12 protein-coding genes are annotated in these 16,849 nt (G+C 62.9%); 3 read left to right on the top strand and 9 right to left on the bottom strand.

Annotated features, from left to right (window positions below):
• Positions 1-6 precede the first annotated feature (6 nt).
• A complete protein-coding gene (locus MOV61_RS06820; protein ID WP_247136050.1) occupies positions 7-612 on the bottom strand; it encodes an energy-coupling factor transporter transmembrane protein EcfT in 606 nt (201 codons plus the stop codon).
• Entirely contained in the window at positions 609-1,286 is a 678-nt protein-coding gene (locus tag MOV61_RS06815; protein ID WP_247136049.1) for an energy-coupling factor ABC transporter ATP-binding protein, read from the bottom strand. Before MOV61_RS06815 ends, MOV61_RS06820 begins: the two co-directional genes overlap by 4 nt.
• 108 nt (positions 1,287-1,394) lie before the next feature.
• On the opposite strand from MOV61_RS06815, the gene MOV61_RS06810 reads away from it, so the two are divergent.
• Positions 1,395-2,588, top strand: a complete 1,194-nt coding sequence (locus MOV61_RS06810) for a winged helix-turn-helix domain-containing protein (protein WP_247136048.1) — start codon at positions 1,395-1,397, stop codon at positions 2,586-2,588.
• Between the two features lie 263 nt (positions 2,589-2,851).
• Here the strand turns inward: MOV61_RS06810 and glgB are convergent, their stop codons facing one another.
• The 7 genes from glgB to MOV61_RS06775 all read right to left on the bottom strand — a co-directional run bounded on the left by glgB (position 2,852) and on the right by MOV61_RS06775 (position 15,076).
• Positions 2,852-5,059, bottom strand: a complete 2,208-nt coding sequence (gene glgB, locus MOV61_RS06805) for a 1,4-alpha-glucan branching protein GlgB (RefSeq protein ID WP_247136047.1) — start codon at positions 5,057-5,059, stop codon at positions 2,852-2,854.
• Positions 5,056-8,361 carry a maltose alpha-D-glucosyltransferase gene (gene treS / locus MOV61_RS06800; protein WP_408962359.1) on the bottom strand — a complete coding sequence of 1,102 codons (3,306 nt, stop codon included), beginning with the start codon at positions 8,359-8,361 and terminating at the stop codon, positions 5,056-5,058. Before treS ends, glgB begins: the two co-directional genes overlap by 4 nt.
• 19 nt (positions 8,362-8,380) lie before the next feature.
• A complete protein-coding gene (locus MOV61_RS06795) occupies positions 8,381-11,635 on the bottom strand; it encodes a maltotransferase domain-containing protein (protein WP_247136046.1) in 3,255 nt (1,084 codons plus the stop codon).
• Positions 11,636-11,892: 257 nt separating this feature from the next.
• Positions 11,893-12,873 carry a tripartite tricarboxylate transporter substrate binding protein gene (locus MOV61_RS06790; protein ID WP_247136045.1) on the bottom strand — a complete coding sequence of 327 codons (981 nt, stop codon included), beginning with the start codon at positions 12,871-12,873 and terminating at the stop codon, positions 11,893-11,895.
• A gap of 304 nt (positions 12,874-13,177) precedes the next feature.
• Positions 13,178-13,702 carry a cupin gene (locus MOV61_RS06785; RefSeq protein ID WP_247136081.1) on the bottom strand — a complete coding sequence of 175 codons (525 nt, stop codon included), beginning with the start codon at positions 13,700-13,702 and terminating at the stop codon, positions 13,178-13,180.
• A gap of 25 nt (positions 13,703-13,727) precedes the next feature.
• Positions 13,728-14,021 carry a DUF3175 domain-containing protein gene (locus MOV61_RS06780; RefSeq protein ID WP_247136044.1) on the bottom strand — a complete coding sequence of 98 codons (294 nt, stop codon included), beginning with the start codon at positions 14,019-14,021 and terminating at the stop codon, positions 13,728-13,730.
• Positions 14,022-14,083: 62 nt separating this feature from the next.
• Positions 14,084-15,076, bottom strand: a complete 993-nt coding sequence (locus tag MOV61_RS06775; RefSeq protein ID WP_247136043.1) for a LacI family DNA-binding transcriptional regulator — start codon at positions 15,074-15,076, stop codon at positions 14,084-14,086.
• Between the two features lie 212 nt (positions 15,077-15,288).
• Between MOV61_RS06775 and MOV61_RS06770 the strand changes: the two genes are divergently transcribed.
• Positions 15,289-16,077 carry a 6-phosphogluconolactonase gene (locus MOV61_RS06770; protein ID WP_309493789.1) on the top strand — a complete coding sequence of 263 codons (789 nt, stop codon included), beginning with the start codon at positions 15,289-15,291 and terminating at the stop codon, positions 16,075-16,077.
• The gene (locus tag MOV61_RS06765; RefSeq protein ID WP_247136042.1) at positions 16,070-16,849 is read left to right on the top strand and encodes a sugar isomerase domain-containing protein; all 780 of its coding nucleotides are present in this window, start codon (positions 16,070-16,072) and stop codon (positions 16,847-16,849) included. Before MOV61_RS06770 ends, MOV61_RS06765 begins: the two co-directional genes overlap by 8 nt.

Below are 16,849 nucleotides of genomic sequence, written 5' to 3'. Positions count from 1 at the left end.
ATGAGGTTATTTCTGCGCCCGGATGCCACGTGCGTCAATGGCGGCGGCAATCTCGTCGGCATTTTTGAGCGTCAGGATGATCAGTGGCACCGCCAGCGTCAGCGGCCGGACCTTCAGCCCGCGGGCGCGATGGGCGTCGCGGATAGCCTGGTAACGGCTGAGGATCTCCGGCACGAAACGGATGACGAGACCGATCGAAAGCCCGATATCCGCGGCCCTGACGAGCCCCAGGCGCTCCAGCGGCATGGCAAGGTGGGTGATCTCGTCGATGAAATCGCCGGTGCTGGTGGTCGCCGTCACGGCCGCGGCGAAGAGGGCAAGCGCCGTCAGCCGCGTGACGACGACCAGCGTGTCATGTCGGCCGTTGAAGACAAGTGTGAAGAGCGCCACGACCGCAATGGTCAGCAGGACCGGCCGCAGCCGCAGCCAGGATTGGCGCCACCCGAGCCGGAGCGACGAATAGACGATGCCGCCGAGCAAGGCCGCGACCGACAGAACGGCCGGCGAACGGACAAGGAAAAGGACAAGGCTGAGCGCGGCGAGGCCGAGAAGCTTTGCCCGCGGCGAAAGCCGGTGCAGAAACGTGTCGCCTTCCACGTAGAGCGTCTTCATGCCGCAAGCTCGCGGTAGCGGGCGATGACTTCCGCAGGCGCGCCGTCATCGGTGAGGCGGCCTTCATGGAAGAGCAGAACCCGGTCGAAATCGGCGATCAGGCCAAGGTCATGGCTGATGACGACGACATTTTCATCGAGCCCGTGGATCGTCCTCTCCACGAGGCCGCGGTTGCGGAGATCGAGCTGGTTGGTCGGTTCGTCCATGATCAGGATGTCCGGCCGGGTCACCAGAACCGAGGCAAGCGCAGCTAGCTGCAGTTCTCCGCCCGAAAGTTCGTGCACCCGCCGGTCGGCCAGATGGGTGATGCCGAAACGGGCAAGTACCGCCTCGACCGCCGCCTCCGTATCCGCCCTCGAGAGTTTTTGGCTTTTCAGCCCGAGCGCGATATCCTCCTTGAGGATCGGCAGGATGATCTGGTTCTGCGGGTTCTGGAATATGAACCCCGCCTGGCCGCGAACCTTGTCGCCATCCTTCACCGTATCGAGCCCATTGACGGTCACGTGACCCTCGGCAGGCAGCACCAGCCCGTTGATCATCCGCGCAAACGTCGTCTTGCCCGAGCCGTTGAGGCCGATCACGCCGATCCGCCGTTCGCTCAAGCGAAGCGTCAGCGGATAAACGACGGTGCGTCCCTCGAAACGCGCTTCTGCCTGTTCGAAACGGATATCCAAGCCAGTCCCTCGGTGTTCAGCGGTCTATAGACCGGAAGACGGGGAAGGGGAATGCGGAACCGAACGTGAACATTGAATCCGGCGCGGCGATATCCTAGTCTAGACGCCATGGCGATTCTCATTCCAAACGATCAGGCCCGCGGGATCTTCCTCGAACGGCAGCGGCTCTGCGAACCGCCGGGCCGGGCGTTGACCAAAGCCGGCCTGCTGCAGCTCATCGACGATCTCGGTTTCGTCCAGGTGGACAGTATCGCCACCGTCGAGCGCGCCCATCACATGATCCTGTTCTCGCGCAACCAGACCTACCGGCGCGAACACCTGACCGCACTTCTGGAAAAGGACGGCGAGCTGTTCGAACACTGGACGCATGACGCCTCGATCATCCCGACCGCCTTCTTCCGCTACTGGAAACACCGTTTTCGCCGCCGCGAGCCGATCCTGGCCGAGCGCTGGCGCAAATGGCACGGCGAGGGGTTCGACGCCGCCTTCGAGGAGACCTTCCAGCACATCGCCGAGAACGGCGCCATCATGTCCCGCGACATGAAGCAGGAGGATCACAAGTCCGGCGGCTGGTGGAACTGGCATCCGAACAAGACGGCGCTCGAATATTACTGGCACATCGGCAAGCTGGCGATCGCCGGCCGCGTCAACTTCCAGAAGATCTACGACCTTATGGAACGGGTGATCCCGCAGCAACATCACGAGCCGGAAGTGAGCCACGAGGAATTCATCGACTGGGCCTGCCGCGGCGCCATGACCCGCCTCGGCTTTGCAACCTCAGGAGAGCTTGCCGCCTTCTTCGATCTGGTTACGCCGGACGAGGCAAAGGACTGGGTGAAGACCCATCGCGACGAACTTGTGGAAGTGCTGATCGAGACCGCCGACGGCAGCAAGCCGCGCCCCTCCTTCGCCTTCCTCGGTTTTCCCGAAAATCTCGGGGATATCCCCGAACCGCCGGCGCGGGTGCGTGTCCTCAGCCCCTTCGATCCGCTCCTGCGCAACCGCGACCGGGCCGAGCGGCTGTTCAACTTCTTCTATCGCATCGAGGTTTTCGTGCCGGAGCCGAAGCGCCAATACGGCTACTACGTTTTCCCGCTCTTGGAAGGCGACCGCATGATCGGCCGCATCGACATGAAAGCCGACCGCAAATCCGGCACGCTGGATGTGAAGCGGTTATGGCTGGAAAAGGGCGTGCGGGCTTCGGCGGGGCGGCTGGAGAAGCTGGACGCGGAATTGCTCCGCGTCGGGCGGTTCGCGGGTGTGGATAACGTGGTTTATCAGAATGGTTGGCGGGGCGAATAAGCGCGGCCGCGCCGTTTGCCGTGGCACCCCCCTCTGCCCTGCCGGGCATCTCCCCCACAAGGGGGGAGATCGGCCAGAGGCTGACTCCCAGCTCACTCTTGAGCGAGACACTAGGCTCTTGGCTCGATCTCCTGCTGTCATTCGGGCAGGGCATTAACCCCATCCAATCTCCCCCCTTGTGGGGGAGATGCCCGGCAGGGCAGAGGGGGTATCCCACGGAACGCTTCAAAATGATTATTCGCGGCAACTTGCGCCGACGAAACCTACCCCCGCCACCGCAGAAACACAGTCGCCAGAGGCGGCAATACCGCGGAGATGGAAAATTCCTTCCCGTGCGCCGCCTGCCGTTCCGCCCACACCTCCGTCTGTCCCAGGTTGGACCCGCCGTAAAGCGCTGCGTCGGTGTTCAGCACCACCTCCCAGCGGCCCTCTGCCGGAACTCCGATCCGATACCCGTGCCGCGGCATCGGCGTCAGATTCGAGGCGACCAGGATACGCGACGAGCGATCCGGCGACGAGCGCAGCATGCCGTAGACGGAATTTTCCGCATCATCCGTCACCGCCCACTCGAACCCCTCGTGATGCAGGTCGCCGAACTGCAGCGCCGGTTCCTGGGCATAGAGGGTGTTCAGGTCACGGATCAGACGCTGGACGCCCGCGTGGTCGGGGCTGTCGAGCAGGTCCCAGACGACCGAGCCGTCGTGGTTCCATTCGGTCTCCTGCGCCAGTTCGCCGCCCATGAACAAGAGTTTCTTGCCGGGATGGCCCCACATGAAGCCGTAATAGGCGCGCAAGTTCGCAAGTTTCTGCCAGCGGTCGCCCGGCATCTTGGCCATCAGCGAGCCCTTGCCGTGCACCACTTCGTCATGGGAGAGCGGCAGGATGAAGCGCTCGGAATAGGCATAGATCATCCCGAAGCTCATGGCTCCATGGTGGTATTTGCGATAGACCGGGTCGTCCTGCATGTAATGCAGCGTGTCGTGCATCCAACCCATGTTCCACTTGAAATCGAAACCGAGGCCACCCTCTTCGATTTTCCTGGTGACGCCCGGCCAGGCGGTCGATTCCTCCGCCGCGGTAAAGGCATGCGGGCAACGGTCATGGATGATGCTGTTCAGATGCTTGAAGAACTCGACCGCCTCAAGGTTTTCGCGCCCGCCATACTGGTTCGGAATCCATTCGCCTTCGTTGCGGCTGTAGTCCCGGTAGAGCATCGAGGCGACAGCATCGACGCGCAAAGCATCGACATGGTAATGCTCCAGCCATTCGAGTGCCGAGGCGATCAGGAACCCTTTCACCTCGTTGCGGCCGAGATTGTAGATCAGCGTGTTCCAGTCCCCGTGGAAACCTTCGCGCGGATCGGCATGCTCGTAGAGCGGCGTCCCGTCAAATTTGGCGAGCCCCCAGACGTCGGTCGGAAAATGCGCCGGCACCCAGTCGAGGATGACGCCGATACCCGCCTGATGGCAGCGATCGATGAAATAGGCGAAATCTTCCGGCGTGCCGTGACGTCCGGTCGGGGCGAACAGCCCGAGCGGCTGGTAACCCCAGGAGCCGCCGAAAGGATGCTCCATGATCGGCAGCATCTCGATATGGGTGAAGCCGAGGTTCTGCACATAGGGGATCAGCCGCTGGCTGAGTTCGACCCAGTCGAGATGGCGGTTGCCTTCCTCGGCGATCCGAAGCCACGAGCCCAGATGTACCTCGTAGATCGACATCGCGCCTTCGCGATCCCGATCTGCGCGCTGCCTGCGCATCCAGTCCTCGTCGCTCCAGCGGAAGGGTTTCGAGGAGGCGACGATCGAGGCCGTCGACGGGGCCGCTTCGCTGGCGCGCGCAACCGGATCGGCCTTTTGCGGCAGCAGATTGCCGTTGCCGTCGAGGATCTCGAACTTGTAGCGTTCGCCGTGGGTCAGGCGCGGGATGAACAGTTCCCAGATGCCCGCTTGCGGACGCAGCCGCATCGGATAACGTCGCCCATCCCAGGAGTTGAAGTCGCCGACGGCCGAGACGCGCCGGGCATTCGGCGCCCAGACGGAAAAGCGCACGCCCTCGACCCCTTCGACCTCCATCGGGATGGCGCCGAGCGTGTGGCCGAGATCGTAGTGCGTGCCCTGGCCGATCAGATGCAGGTCGAGATCGCCGAGCAGCAGTGGGAAGGAGTAGGGGTCTTCCATCTCCTGTATGGCGTCCGGCCAGCGGATCCGGAAGAAATATGGCGCCGTGCTGCCGGTCACCCCGGCAAACAGCCCGCCCTCGTGGATGATTTCGAGTTCGGCCAGCACCTTGCCGGTATCGGCCTCCACCACTTCGACCGACAGCGCACCCGGCAGCAGCGCCCGGACCACGGTGAGGTTGCCGTATTGATGGCGTCCGAGGATCGAGAACGGGTCCCCGTGCCGCCCTTCGACCAGGGCCTGCAGACCCTCCTGGACGGTGCCGATCATCAAATCGGTGCGCTCGTATCTCATGAAACGTTCTCCAGAAGTCGGGATGCGATCGCCGAGAAGCCGGCAAGCGGTAGTGGAAGCCAATGGGGGCGGCTGCGCACTTCGTAGGCGATCTCGTAGGCAGCCTTTTCGAGCAGGAAGAGATCGAGAATGCGCCCGCGGGCCTCTGGCGCGATGCGCAGCTCCTGTGAGTTCCCGACCGCTTCGAAATAGGCGTCGAGGAAGGCCGGTTCCGCCATCTCCATGAAACGCCCGACCAATGCCTTGTGGCGCGCGTCTTCCACCTCGCTGACGATTTCCCGGTCGAGGTCGGCCGAGGCTGCGAGATAGCTGAGCGACCGCAGCAGCCCGGCGGCGTCGCGCAAGGGATTGGTCTTGGCGCGGCGTTCGGAAAGGTCGCGGGTTGGTTCGCCTTCGAAATCGATGATATAGGCGTCGCCCTCCGAGACCAGGATCTGGCCGAGATGGAAATCGCCGTGGTTGCGGGTCATCAGTGTGCCTTTCACCGCGCTCGCAAGATGCGCGGCGAGGCCGAGAAGGTCGTCACGGCGGCCTAGTAGTGTTTTTGCCTCGCGGGCAATATCCGAATCCAGGTCCTCGACGGTCTTTTCGAGGATCGAGAGGCTGCGGGAGATTTGGCCCGTGACAGCCTCGCGCCATTTTTCGGCATCGGCCGCCTTTGCCCGGACCGGCTGAAAGTCCGGATCGTCGGTCGGCTGGGCGAGCGCCACATGCAGTTCGCCCAGCCGCTTGCCGATTGTCGCGACAAAATTGACGAGCGGCTTGAAATGCTCGTCCACCACCTCGCCCTCAAGGCCGGTCACCACGATTTCGTCGATGGCGCGGCGCAGGTTGCTGAGCATCCAGTTCCAGGCATCGCCCTGATTGCGGATCGCACTCTGCACGATGATCAGCGTGTAGCGACTGCCATCCGGCGCCGTGCGGGCGACCTCGCCGAGCAATTGCGCGGTGTTCTGATAGCCGACATTGGTCAGGTACCGGGTCATCTCGACCTCGGGATGCATGCCGGGGAAGACGTGGCGGATGAGCTTCACCATCGCCATGTCGCCCAGAATAAGCGAACTGTTGGATTGTTCGGCCGACAGCCAGCGGACGGCCATGTCGTCGTTGATGGTCAGGCAGTCGAGCTTGTCGGTGCCGATAAATTCCAGCGTACCGGCGCGGCCTGATATCACCGACCGCTCGCAGAGGCCGCGGATCACCCCGCGCGCCAGTCCTTCCATCGCGAACCCGTCAGTCAGGAAGCCGACGCGGCGGCCCTGGCGGATGCGGGCGAGCGCCAGCTGCTGGGCGAGCGCCGTCGGCTGGGCATCGTCCCAGGAAACGGCGAGCGGCAGCAGGTATGTGTCCTTGCGGCCGTCCACCTCGGCTTCGAGTTCGCCAAGCAGGATGTTGTTGGCAAACGCGATCGGCGTTGCAGCAACCAGCGAAGCACCGGTCAGGATTTCGCCCTTCGAACCGAACCAGCGGCGCTTGCCGAGATAGGCGGGCAGGACCTCGTTCGACAGCGTAGTCGCAAGCCTCGGCTGATCGACCAGTTCCTGCAGGTCGCGGCGAGTGACCATGGTCACCATGTCCTGCATCTGCTCCGGCGGCTCCTTGCGCCAGACCGGACCGTCCGCTTCCGCTACCAGATTGAACCAGAAGAAACCGTAGGGCTGCAGGGTGAGCAGATAGGTCAGCTGCCCGATCGGCGGAAAGGGCGACATGCCGGAAAGTTCGATCGGCACACGGCCGGCGAACTGTGCCAGGTCGAGCTCTACCGCCTGTGGCAAGCGTGAGAGATTGGCGACGCAGAGGATCGTGTCGCCATTGTATTCACGCAGATAGGCAAGGATCTTGCGGTTGCCCGGCGACAGGAACTTCAGCGAACCACGGCCGAATGCGAAATGTTTGTTGCGCAATGCCAGCATCCGCCGCGTCCAGTTGAGCAACGAATGGGCGTCGGCCCCCTGCGCCTCCACATTGAGCGCTTCATATCCATAGAGCGGATCCATTATCGGCGGCAGCACCAGCCGCGCCGGGTCGGCCTTGGAGAACCCGCCGTTTCGGTCCGGCGACCATTGCATCGGCGTGCGCACCCCGTCGCGGTCGCCGAGATAGATGTTGTCGCCCATGCCGATCTCGTCGCCGTAATAGAGAACCGGCGTTCCGGGCATGGAGAGAAGCAGTGCGTTCATCAGCTCGATGCGGCGGCGGTCGCGTTCCATCAAGGGAGCGAGGCGGCGGCGGATGCCGAGGTTGATGCGGGCGCGGCGGTCGGCGGCATAGATGTTCCAGAGGTAATCGCGTTCCTCGTCGGTCACCATTTCGAGCGTCAGCTCGTCGTGATTGCGAAGGAAGATCGCCCATTGACAGTTTTCCGGGATTTCCGGCGTCTGCCGCATGATGTCGGTGATCGGGAAACGGTCTTCCTTGGCGATCGCCATGTACATGCGCGGCATCAGCGGGAAATGGAATGCCATGTTGCATTCGTCGCCATTGCCGAAATATTCACTCGTGTCTTCCGGCCATTGATTGGCTTCGGCGAGCAGCATCTTGCCGGGATGGGTGGAATCGAGCGAAGCGCGGATCTTCTTCAGGACGTCGTGCGTCTCGGGCAGGTTTTCATTGTTCGTCCCCTCGCGCTCGACGAGATAAGGGATCGCATCCAGCCGAAACCCGTCGATGCCGGTATCGGCCCAGAAGCGCATCACGCCGAGCAGTTCTTCCAACACCTGCGGATTATCGAAGTTGAGGTCCGGCTGATGGGAATAGAAACGATGCCAGTAATAGGCGCCGGCGCCGGGGTCCCAGGTCCAGTTCGATTTTTCCGTGTCGAGGAAGATGATCCGGGTTTCCGGGAATTTCTGGTCCGTATCCGACCAGACGTAGAAGTCCCGTTCGGGAGAGCCGGCCGGCGCATGGCGCGCCCGCTGGAACCAGGGATGCTGGTCGGACGTGTGGTTGATGACCAGCTCGATGATGACCCGGATGCCGCGCTGGTGCGCCGCTTCGACGAAAGCCTTGAACTCGTCGACCGTGCCGTAATCGGGGCTGACGCTGCCGTAATCGGCAATGTCGTAGCCGTCGTCCCGGCGCGGCGAGGGGAAGAAGGGCAGCAGCCAGATCGCATTGGCGCCGAGCGAGGCGATATGATCGAGCTTTTCGTGCAGGCCCTGAAAGTCGCCGATACCGTCGCCATTCGCGTCGAAGAACGACTTGATGTGGAGCTGATAGATGATCGCGTCTTTATACCATAGCGGATCGTCCTCATTCATCTGAGCGTGGTTCTGCCCCTGGCTCCGGTTCGCGCTCGTCATGTCCATTTTGCTTTCCTCCCTATCGCACGCGCCAGATCCCGAAAGGCAGGCCCCAATGGGGATCGAGACGCAGCCTCTGCAGCTTGCCGGCCCAGGTGAATTTGTGGCCGGTGATCAGGTCTTCGACGTCAAGTGCGCCATGGTCCGGGAGGTTCCATGACCAGAGCGGAATTTCGACATCCGCCTCATGGGCGTTGTACGGATCGAGGTTGATTGCGATCAGCAGCACGTTCTCGCGACCGGCGCTCGCTTTCTCGAAGAACATGATGTTGTCGTTCCAGGCGGCGAGAAGCTGCAGGCCGAGATGCGAATGCAGCGCGGGGTTCTCCCGGCGGAGCCGGTTGAGAAGCGTGATCTCGCCCTTGATATTGCCCGGGCGGTCATAGTCCCAGGCACGGATCTCGTATTTCTCCGAATCCGCATATTCCTTGCGCTTGGCGTCCGGCCGTCCTTCGCAGAGTTCGAAGCCGTTATAGACGCCCCAGAGGCCGGACAGCGTCGCGGCAAGTGCGGCACGGATCAGATAGGCGGGACGCGGCGCGTTCTGCAGGAAGTCCGGGTTGATGTCATGGGTGTTGACGAAGAAATGCGGCCGGAAGAACTCCTTCGGCTCTTCGGTGGTGATCTCGCGCATATACTGCTCGAGCTCCCACTTGGCATTGCGCCAGGTGAAATAGGTATAGGACTGCGAGAAGCCGACCTTGGCGAGCCGGTACATCACCTTCGGCTTGGTGAAGGCCTCTGACAGGAAGACCACGTCCGGATGCCGAGCGCGGATATCGGCGATCAGCCACTCCCAGAACGGAAAGGGTTTGGTGTGCGGATTGTCGACACGGAACAGTTTTACACCGTTGTCGACCCATTTCTGCACGATGTCGCGGAGCTCGACCCAGAGCGAGGGGATCGCGTCATGGGCGTAGAAATCGACGTTGACGATGTCCTCGTATTTCTTCGGCGGGTTTTCCGCATAACGGATCGTCCCGTCCGGCCGCCAGTCGAACCAGCCGGGATGCGATTTCAGCCACGGATGGTCGGGCGAGGCCTGGATCGCCAGGTCGAGTGCGATTTCGAGGCCCTCGTCCTTGGCGGCGTCCACCAGCCGGCGAAAATCCTCGAACGTGCCGAGTTCGGGATGAATCGCGTCATGACCGCCTTCCTCCGAGCCGATCGCATAAGGGCTGCCCGGATCCTCTGGCGCGGGGTTCAGCGTATTGTTCTTGCCCTTGCGGTTGGTCTTGCCGATCGGGTGGATGGGCGGGAAATAGAGAACGTCGAAACCCATGTCGCGGACGGCGGGCAGCCGCTTGATGACGTCGTCAAATGTGCCGTGCCGGTTCGGATCGCCACTCTGCGAGCGGGGAAAGATCTGGTACCAGCTGGCGAAACCGGCAGCGATACGCTCCGCGTCGACCGGGATCGCCTGCGAGCGGACCTTGAACGGCCGACGGTCGGCCTCCGCCATCAGATCCGCGGTTTCGGGCGCCAGCAGGATTTCCGTGCGCTGCGGATCCTGCACCTCGGTCAGCTTGTCAAACAGGGTTTTGAGGCGGGTCTTGATCCTGCCCGACGAGTTGTCCAGCGCATCGAGGACGAGGTTGATGCCTTCCTGGATTTCGAGCCGCAGATCGAGCCGGGCCTCGTGCTTCTTGACGAATTCGTAGCGGAAGATCGCAAAGGGATTGCGCCAGGCTTCGATCAGGAACTCGTGACGTCCCATCCGCTTCAGGGTGAATTCCGCGTTCCAGCGATCGTTCAGGACGAGCTGCATGCGCTCCTCGGTCCATTCCGTCTCGTCGGCCGCGCGCCAGAGCAGCGCCGCCGCCAACGGATCATGGCCGTCGCCGAAAATGTCAGCCTCGACCGTCACGGTTTCGCCGACGACGCGTTTGACCACGAAACGGCCGTCGTCGACGGAAGGCGTGATCTTCTCGATTGCCAGCCGGGGTGAAGCGGTCGCCTTGTCCACGGCCGGCACAGGCACGGCATCGACGATCGGGACCGACGACCGGCCTTCGAATATCCTGATCTCGCCGGGTTTCAGCTTGAGTTGTGCGGCAAAGGCTTCGCCATCCGCCTCCGGCGCTTCGAGCGGCAGGAAGGGCGCGGCGGCCTCGCGAAGCGCGTTGAAGGGCGCGGCGACTGCACGGCGCAGATCGCGGTTCAGGACCACGACCCGCACCTTCTGCGCCGAACGCAGGTCTTCCCGGTCGGTCTGCATCAGCGCCACGGCGGGCGTCTGGCTGGTGGAGATGAGACGGAGCGGCTGGCGGGCGAAGCCGGCAGCGGTCTTGTTGGTACCGGCATTGACGCCGCGTATATCGGCCGAGAGGTCGAACGAGCCCTGTTCGCGCAGGCCCCGGAGCCCCATTCCATCTCCATGCAGCGGATCGAGCGGCGTGGATGCGCCGAATTCGAAACCCATCGGGATCATCAGCCCGCTTGCGAAGGTCGATGCGAGCTTCAGCGACCGAATTGCCTTTCTCTGCAGCACTTCGCAACTGTCGGTGCCATGGGCGATGCGTTTGCCGAAAGGCGCTTCCGGAAACGTGACCTGATACCCGAGCTGGCGCTGGATCTGGTATTCGTCGAGGATCCAGCGCTCTTCCAGGTTCCACCAGGCAAGCGACGAGAAGCTGCCGTCGAAACCGGCGCCCTCGAGCGCCCTCCGATCTTCGAAAGAGGTGCCGGGCGTCCATGCCAGGAAGGTGGTTTCCGGCGTGGTCTTGCGGGTCGAGACGATCAGGTCGTACCAGGCTTCCGGCGCCAGGCGGCCGATGCCGAGGCAGCGGAACCCGGCAATCCCGAGGCCGGCAAGCCGCGCCATGCGGTTGCGCCAATCTTCGATATGACGGGCTTCGCTCATGAAGTCGATGCCGCGGCTGCAGCTGTCCCGCGGCGCGACGCGCGGATCGGCAAGGATCGGCCCGGCATGTTCCGCATCCACCGCGACCCGGTCGACCACGAGGTCGAGCATCAGCTTGATCTTGTTTTCGCCCGCCGCCTGGATGAGCGCCTTGATGCCGTCCTCCACGGAGGAGCCGATCTGAAGCTCCGGGTCGAGGCGATCGAAATCCTTCGTCACGAAGACGCTGGCATTGCGGCCCCGTTCGAAAAGCGGCGCCGTCAGCACCGTATCGAAACCGAGATCCCTCGCATGCACGAAAACCTCCCGCCAGGCGTCGAGCCCTCTCAGCATCAGGGGATGAACGTAATAGATCTGTGGGGGGAGGTGTGCGAGGGATGTCCCGGCGATGAATTGGGGGCGCGTGTTCATCGGATTTTCCTCGCCGCAGATTAGAGCCGTCGAATTTGCGGTCTAACTGTCGGGCGGCGGCGGTTGTTCCGATAAAAGTCCTGAGGCCAGCCGGTTTTCACGCTCTCCGGACATGCATCTTGACGGAAGTCATTGAAGCAGATGATCAATCCGCAGTTGTCCCCGAGGGCGCCTCGTAGGCCTATTTCCCGATAGGCTCAATCAGAAAAGGCCGGAGATCGCTCCGGCCTTGCTGGTGCGGTTACGTTTCCGGAAGCTTACTGCTTTTCGATCTTGCCGATCTTGGCCCACTCTTCCCAGCGCTTGGTGTCCATCGTCGCATAGTCGAGGGTCGCCTGCGGGCTGTCGAGCGTCATCGGTTCGCCGCCATTGATGCCGACGAACTTGCGGGCTTCCTCGCTGGTGGTGACCTGGGTCATCACCTTGTGCATCTTGTCGACAATATCCTTCGGCGTGCCCTTGGGCGCAGCGAGAACCCACCAGATGCGCACGTCGACATTCGGCACGCCTTCTTCGGCGAAGGTCGGGATATCCGGGACCGAGGAAATGCGCTTCGCCGTGCTGACGGCCAGCACCCGCAGTGTTCCGTCACGCGAGCGGGCAAGGCCGAAGACCGGGTCGCCGACCATGTAGTCGATGGCGCCGCTTGCAAAGTCGTTGAGCGAGTCGGCACTCGTCTTGTAACGCACCTGAAGCGTGTCCGGCACGCCGGTATTGGCCTTGTACATTTCAGCCAGGATGACAGACGGGAAGTTCGAGGTCGCGTAGGAGCCCTTGGCGCCCTTTTCCTTCATCGCCTTGGTCAGGTCGGAAATCTTCTGGTAGGGCGACTTGGCGTTGACCAGCATCATGAATGCCTGGCTGAACACCGGCGCGACATAGTCGAAATCCTTGAGCGGGTCATAAGGCGGCGCGTTGAAGACGTAAGGCGCCGCGGTAAACTGGTCGGCCGAGCCGATCAGCATCGTATAACCATCCGGCTTTGCGTTCTTGAGCGCGACGACCGAAAGGCTTCCGAGGCCGCCCGGCTTGTTGTCTACGATGACCGTCTGCTTGAGCTGCTCTTCGAGCTTCTTGGCGAAGAAGCGGGCATAGACGTCCGCGCCGCTACCGGCCGGGAAGCCGGCGATCAGGGTGATCTGCCGGCTTGGGTAGTTGTCGTCGTCGGCGGTGGCTATACCTCCCGGAATGTATGCGGAAAACACCAGCGCCAGGGCGCCTGCTAAAAATTTCTTCACTGCACTCTCCTCCTAGAGTCAGTCCGGAACATCGTAGGCGAGGCCGGAATGTGATGACGCGAACAGTCTCCTCCCGCTCGCGCTAAAATATAAGGTAGCCATACATTTTGGGGACCGTCAAATGCCCTGCCGGCGTGAAAGTGGCTTCCGGTCAAAATCTAATGGGCGCGATGGCCGCGCTTATGCCGCGGCGGCTCGAGGCCTGATTTTTGGGCAATTTCGAGGCCCAAAACACGAGATCTCGCCGCTCCGGAAGTCGAGCTGAAGACCGTCATTCCGCCGACACCCGGAGTGTGAGGAGGCCTTAGGATCGGCGTGGCGGCCAGGCGCGGAGAAGGGCGCCGGCGGCGCCTCCGACAGGATCGGTCTTTGGAAGCGGCAGGTTGGCGATCCTGGCAAGCTGCGCCTCACTCGCCGGCCCCGTCTGGATATCCGCCTCCTGCCCGGGCGGGTAGGCTCCCACGACCAGAAAGTCCCGGCTGGCGTCGATCCGCATATGGCCGGTGCCGGCAGGCAGGATCAGGCAGTCTCCGGCATGGACGCCGAGGTCCCTGCCGTCAGGCCCGCCGATCAGCAGCCGCGCCCGGCCGCCGGCGATGCCCAGCACCTCGTGGGCGCCGGTGTGATAATGCTGATAGTCGAAGACGCCATTGCGCCAGATCCCCTCCCACCCATTCTCCCTGAACCGGCTTTCGAACTTCGGCGCCATCTCGCCCTCGGCCGGAATGGCCTGCCTGTAGATCAGCACCGGCAGTTCGGGATTGTTCGGCACCCAATCGCTGGGCTCGAAGACAATGGTTTCAAGGGTGGTATCGGCAGCGGAGGTCATGGCGTCGAGGCTCGGCGGGGTGATCTTAATGCTTCGGTTCACGGCCGAAATCCTTGCGAAGCTCATCCTTGGCTTTCTCCAGCTTCGCGCGTCGCGACTTCGAAAGCTGGCCGCCGGCGCGGTTGATGTAGAAATTCAGCATCGACATCGCCGATTGGAACGGGCTCGACTTGCGGCGATGGCTCTCCTCGGCTGAGTGCCGAAGGGAGTCGGCGATCTTTTTCGGGCTGCGCGATTTGAACACGCCATCCTTCAGGTCCATCGCATCGCTGTGTTCGGTCACGTCCTGCGACCATTTCTTCTTGTTCTTCTTGGGCATGGAAATCTCCCGTGGAAGATTGGATATCCTCCCGAACCGGCCGCTGCCGGCAAGGTTCCCGCTTATCGTGCCGCGGCCGTCGTATTGCGCACCACGAGATGGGTTTCCAGCACGTAGCGCACGTCACGGATGGCACGCGACTGCAGCATGTCGAGGAGCAGCGAGACGGCCACCCGGCCGGCTTCCGTGGACCGATTGGAGACCGATGTCAGCGCCGGGTAGGTGACGGCGCCAAGCACGTCGTCGCAGCCGATCAGGCTGAAATCGCCGGGCACCGAGACCCGCTTTTCGGAAAGCCCGGCCAGCACGCCCTGCGCCGTCAGGTCGTCGAAGGCGACGGCCGCCGTGGCGCCGGTGGCAAGGATGGCGCTCACCGCATTGCGACCGGAATTGTAGCTCGCCAGCACCGCCGGGACGGTTTCGACCACGATATCCAGCTTTGATGCGGCGGCCTTGATGGCGGTGCGGCGCTGCTTGTTCGACCAGGAATTCGAGGGACCGCTGACATAGACGATCCGGCGGTGACCGAGCTTCGCGAGATGCTCGACCGCCTCGCGGACGCCCGATCCGCTGTCGATCAGCACCCGCGGAATGCCGTCGATGTCGCGGTTTATCAGCACCAGCGGCAGCAGGTTTGCGTGGGCGCGGATGCGCTCGTCCGAAAGGCGGGAGGAGGCGAGTACCAGGCCTTCCACTTGACCGGCGAACCGGCCGACCAGCTTGTCCTCCTGCGTCGGGTTCTCCTCGGTATTGCCGAGGAAGATGCAGAAATCGGAACGGTCCGCCTCCAGTTGAGCCGCCTGGATCAGCGGCGGAAAGAACGGGTTGGCGATATCCGGCACGATCAGCCCGACATTGCCGTGCCGCCCGGTGCTGAGCGCCCGCGCCGTGTGGTTCGGCACATAACCGAGCGCTTCTGCGGCCTTCATGATGCGGGTCACTGTTTCCGGGGAGAGCATGTCCGGCCGCGTGAAGGCGCGCGAGACGCTCGAACGCGCGACGCCTGCCGCATCCGCGACCTGGCTGATGGTGACGCCCTTGGTCCGCTTGATCATGAAAGTTGAGAACTCGCCCGTTTGGCCTGGCACTTAGCATGAAGTCCGCGGCGCTATCAATTCTGCCCGCAATTCGACTTGCAGACTGACATTCCTCCACTTGACATGCAACCGGTTGCATGGAAGTCTTTCGCCACAGATAAGGGACCTGCAACGGATGCGGCGAGACGAAGCCCGCCTGCCGGTGCGACCCTGCAGACATGGAGACCGCGTTGACCATCGCCACCGCCCATCGTCCTTCGCCGCAAACGCGGCGGACTTTCGACCGCCTGTCGGTCGAAAGCTTTGCAACACGGGCCGAGATGGGCGCCGCTGCGGCCGCCGACATTGCCGCCGCCTTGACCGAGCGCCTCGCAAGTCAGGCCCGTGTCAGAATGATCTTTGCTGCAGCCCCCAGCCAGGCCGACATGCTGAAGGCGCTCTGTGCCGTGCCGGGCATCGACTGGGGCCGCGTCACCGCCTTCCACATGGATGAATATATCGGCCTGTCGCCATCCTCACCGGCGCGGTTCGTGAACTGGCTGGACGAGCATGTGTTCGCCAAGCTGCCGTTCGCCGCCGTGCACCGCATCACCCCGGAGCCAGATGCGGGCGCCGAAGTGCACCGCTACGCCGACCTGCTGAACGAGGCGCCGATCGATTTCGTCTGCCTCGGCATCGGCGTCAACGGCCATATCGCCTTCAACGACCCGCCGGTTGCCGATTTCAACGATCCGCTGGACGTCAAGATCGTCGAACTGGACGACATCTGCCGCCAGCAGCAGGTCGATGACGATTGTTTCGCCGATCTCGCCTCCGTGCCGCACGAGGCGATCACGCTGACGGTGCCGCGCCTCCTCAGAGCCGACCGGATGTTCTGCGTCGTGCCGGGCGCCGTCAAGCGCGACGCTGTTTCGAAGACGCTTTACGGCCCGCTGACCACCGAATGCCCGGCAAGCGTCCTGCGCTTCCACGCCGCCTGCACCCTTTATATCGACAAGGATTCCGACCCCGATGCCTGATCACCCCGTCATCGATGCGGATGCGCTCTGCGAAGGTTATTTCGCCTCGACCCAAGCCCTGATGCGGCGGGTGCTGGAAGAGGAAAAAACGCCGCTCGACCAGGCCGCGGCAAAACTCGCCGACCAGATCGCCGCCGACCGGCTGGTGCATATCTATGGTCCCGGCGGCCATTCCAACCTCGCCTCGCAGGAGGTCTTCTTCCGTGCCGGCGGGCTGATGCATATCAGCGCCATTCTCGACGAGGGTACGCTGCTATCGAACGGCGCGCTCCGCTCCATGGCGATCGAACGCACGCCCGGTTACGGCAAGGTGGTCATCGCAAACCAGCGGCTCGGCGATACCGACCTGTTGATCCTCGTCAACGCCTATGGCATCAATGCCGCGCTGATCGATGCGGCGCTGGAAGCCAAACGTCGCGGCGCTTTCCTGATCGGCGTCAGCTCGCGCGAACATGCCTCGAAAACCTCGCCCGATCATCCGGCTCGCCATCCGACCCGGCAGAACCTCCATGACGTCGTCGACATCGCCATCGACTGCAAGGTGCCGATCGGCGATGCGGTGGTGAAGGTCTCCGGCATGGGCGAAAACATCGCGGCGATCTCGACCTTCGCCAATGCCTTTACGCTGAATTGCCTGGTGATCCGCACGGTGGCGAAACTCGTCGAACGCGGCATCGAGCCGCCGGTCTGGCGCAGCGGCAATGCGCCGGGCGGCGACGAGGCGAACGGCCGTTTTATCGCCAATTTCCAAGGCCGGGTGAGGGCGCTCTGA

Origin of the sequence: Neorhizobium sp. BETTINA12A, assembly GCF_023006485.1 — a bacterium.
In the GTDB taxonomy this organism is placed as follows: domain Bacteria; phylum Pseudomonadota; class Alphaproteobacteria; order Rhizobiales; family Rhizobiaceae; genus Neorhizobium.
The sequence above is the reverse complement of the archived record's forward strand: the minus strand, read 5'-3'. Positions and strand labels throughout refer to the sequence as shown.

Excerpts from the sequence above, each read along its gene's own strand:
- MOV61_RS06810 (WP_247136048.1), top strand. The coding sequence starts at position 1,395 with ATGGCGATTCTCATTCCAAACGATCAGGCCCGCGGGATCTTCCTCGAA.
- MOV61_RS06775 (WP_247136043.1), bottom strand. The coding sequence starts at position 15,076 with ATGATCAAGCGGACCAAGGGCGTCACCATCAGCCAGGTCGCGGATGCG.
- treS (WP_408962359.1), bottom strand. The coding sequence starts at position 8,361 with ATGACGAGCGCGAACCGGAGCCAGGGGCAGAACCACGCTCAGATGAAT.
- MOV61_RS06820 (WP_247136050.1), bottom strand. The coding sequence starts at position 612 with ATGAAGACGCTCTACGTGGAAGGCGACACGTTTCTGCACCGGCTTTCG.
- MOV61_RS06795 (WP_247136046.1), bottom strand. The coding sequence starts at position 11,635 with ATGAACACGCGCCCCCAATTCATCGCCGGGACATCCCTCGCACACCTC.
- MOV61_RS06765 (WP_247136042.1), top strand. The coding sequence starts at position 16,070 with ATGCCTGATCACCCCGTCATCGATGCGGATGCGCTCTGCGAAGGTTAT.
- MOV61_RS06785 (WP_247136081.1), bottom strand. The coding sequence starts at position 13,702 with ATGACCTCCGCTGCCGATACCACCCTTGAAACCATTGTCTTCGAGCCC.
- MOV61_RS06780 (WP_247136044.1), bottom strand. The coding sequence starts at position 14,021 with ATGCCCAAGAAGAACAAGAAGAAATGGTCGCAGGACGTGACCGAACAC.
- glgB (WP_247136047.1), bottom strand. The coding sequence starts at position 5,059 with ATGAGATACGAGCGCACCGATTTGATGATCGGCACCGTCCAGGAGGGT.